The sequence below is a fragment of the Streptomyces sp. NRRL B-24572 genome (genome assembly GCF_002156145.1).
Lineage (GTDB): Bacteria > Actinomycetota > Actinomycetes > Streptomycetales > Streptomycetaceae > Streptomyces > Streptomyces vietnamensis.
This window is the reverse complement of the sequence record NZ_MWIG01000622.1, coordinates 1-2,460: the sequence shown is the minus strand read 5'-3', so window position 1 is coordinate 2,460 and position 2,460 is coordinate 1. Positions and strand designations below refer to the sequence as shown.

General features: G+C 76.9%; 2 protein-coding genes. Both read right to left on the bottom strand.

What is annotated here, in order from left to right:
* A partial coding sequence (locus CCN56_RS31815; protein WP_256962284.1) for an SCO5717 family growth-regulating ATPase occupies positions 1–1,301 on the bottom strand: 1,301 nt, incomplete at its 3' end.
* Between the two features lie 237 nt (positions 1,302–1,538).
* Positions 1,539–2,372 (bottom strand): hypothetical protein, encoded by an 834-nt coding sequence (locus tag CCN56_RS31810; protein WP_086831360.1) that lies wholly within the window; start codon positions 2,370–2,372, stop codon positions 1,539–1,541.
* Positions 2,373–2,460 lie beyond the last annotated feature (88 nt).

Here is a 2,460-nt window from a genome sequence, read left to right as displayed (position 1 = left end):
CGGAGACCGGTGCGGCCGTCGCCGCCGACTCGGCCGCTCCCGGCGCCGGCCCCCTCCCCGCCGCGCACCCCGCCGCCGGAGCGCCGCAGGGCTTCGGCCCCGGCGCGGCTCCCGGTCCGTACGACGCGGCCGGGCAGCAGGCCGGTGGCGCTCCCGGACCCTTCGGCGCCCCGTACCCGGGCGCGGACGCCGCCGCCCCCGGGCCGTACGGTGCGCCGTACCCGGGCGCCGAAGGGTCCGGGAGCGCCACCGGCCTGCTGCCCGGCCGCGTCGTACGGACCGGGAGCCGCGCCGGGGCCGAAGCCCTGCGGCGCTCCGGCGGCGGGGTGCGCGGCGGGGAGGGGGCCGGCGCCGGGAGCGGCCGAGTCGGCGGCGACGGCCGCCCCGGTCTCCGCGTCGGTGCCGGTCTCCGGCTCCGCGTCCGCCTCGGGAGAGGCCGGCGCGTCCTCCGGGCTCGCGGCGTCGCCGGAGGCCTCTGGGGAGGCCTCGTCGTCGCCCGTACCCGTCGCGTCCGTCGCGTCGTCGGCCACCTTGCCGGTTACGGCGTCGTCGGTGCTCTCGGTCTCCACGGCTTCCGCGGAGGGGGCCTCGGCGGTGCCCGCCGCACCGCCGTCCTCGGCGGCCGCGCTGCTCGACGGGTCGGCGGAGTCGTCCGCGTCCGCCGTGTTCTCTGCGTTCTCCGCGTTCTCTGCGTTCTCCGCCGTGCGCTCGGCGATCTCGCGCTCAAGAGCGGCGGGGGAGAAGCGCACGGTCGCACCGCTCTCGACGTCCCCGCCCCCGTACGAGGCCGCGGGCGCGGCCGTCTCCGGCGCGGGCGCCGGGACGGACGGCAGCGGACCACCGGGCACGGGCGCACCGGGCACCGGCGCACCAGGCACGCCGAACGGGGGAGTCCCCACCGGCGGCACCGCGGCGGCGGGCTGCCCGGGAGCCGGCGCGGCGGGCGCGACCGGCTCAACCGCCGGAGCGGGCGCGAGAGCAGGAGCCGCCGGAGCGGGCGCGGGAGCAGGAGCCGCAGGCGTCACGGGAGGCACCGCCACCGGCGGGGCCGGCGGCGCGATGTTCCAGCTGGGCTCGAAGCCGCTGCCCGCCGGGAGGCCCGGTACGGCAACCGGCGCTCCGCTCGGCGGCGGGGGAGTGACACCGCCCGTCCCCGTACCGCCCGACGCGTTCTGCGTGTACCAGGCGGGCGGGGTGTAGTCGATGGTGAACTCACCCGTCATCTCGGCGGGATCCGCGTCGGACTGATCGTCGGCGGGCGGATTCCAACCCCCGTGGATCTCGTCGCGATCGCCGTTCACTTTGCCTCCTGGTGTGGTCGAGCACCCTTGTGCCGTTGTGGGCGGGGCCCTTCCACCCTAATCGCCGCGGGCCGCCCCCGGGCAGGGCCGACGGCCCCTCCGCGCCCGCCCCCACGGACCGCTCCGGGCCCCAAGTGACCCGGTCGCGCCGCAGAGTGAGAACCCCCACCGTTCAAAACGATGCAAAAACGGACGTACTTGAACGACTTCACGTCATGACGTCGTCGCTCAGCCGCCTCAGTCCATCCGGCGCGCGCCGCCCAACAATCCGGTCTCGGCGTCCGTCGCCTGCGTCATCACGAACTGGCGGTCGTTCGGCGTGCACCAGAGGGTCACCCCGTCGGCGAGCGTGGACAGCGCCTCGTACTCGTGCTGCGGCAGGCTCATGATGCGGCCGATCTGGGCCGCCTCGTCGGGGGACACCCGCTGGACCCCGACCAGGGAGGACTTCTCCAGGAGCCGGGGCGCGACCGGGCTCAGATAGGGCAGCAGCGTCACCACCGACTGCCAGGGAGCCGACACGACACGGCCGCGCGGCGGCCGCATGCCGCAGTCGCGCACCACGACCACCGGACTGCCCGCCGAGGCGCCCTGCGGCGGCACCCGGCCCACGTCGTGCAGCGTGATGCACGGCTGCCCGCCGCCCGCGGCCTGCGCGAGGGCCGTCCACGCCTGCGCGCGCCCGGTCTCGACCGCCACCCGGGCACCCGTCGCGGCCGCCCGCAGGGCGAGCACCTGCGCGGTCCACAGGCCGCCGATGAGCGTGACGTCGTACGGGACGGGCCGGTTGATGCCGAGCACGGCCGGGCGGCCCTCGGCGTCCACGCCGATCACCATGCCGTCGTCGCCGACCGGCAGGGCCAGCGCCTCCAGCTGTTCCAGGGGTACGGAGTGCCGGTCGCGGCGCGGTCCGACGAGCCCGAATCCGAACCGGGGCCGCGTGACCCGCCCCGTACGCCGGGCGGAGGAAGCGCCGGGAGAAGGAGCGCCCGGGTAAGGAGCGCCCGAGGAGGAAGCACCCGGGTAAGGAGCGCCCGAGGCCGGTGACGTACCGAAAGAAGTGGTGGACATCAGCGTGCACCCCCCAGCGGAAGCGTCGCCAGGATGCCGGGCACCTGTTCCCGGTCGAGGCGCACCAGACCCGTCCTCACTCCGCGCG

Coding starts and splice junctions, on each gene's coding strand:
- CCN56_RS31810 (WP_086831360.1), bottom strand. CDS start 2,372: ATGTCCACCACTTCTTTCGGTACGTCACCGGCCTCGGGCGCTCCTTAC.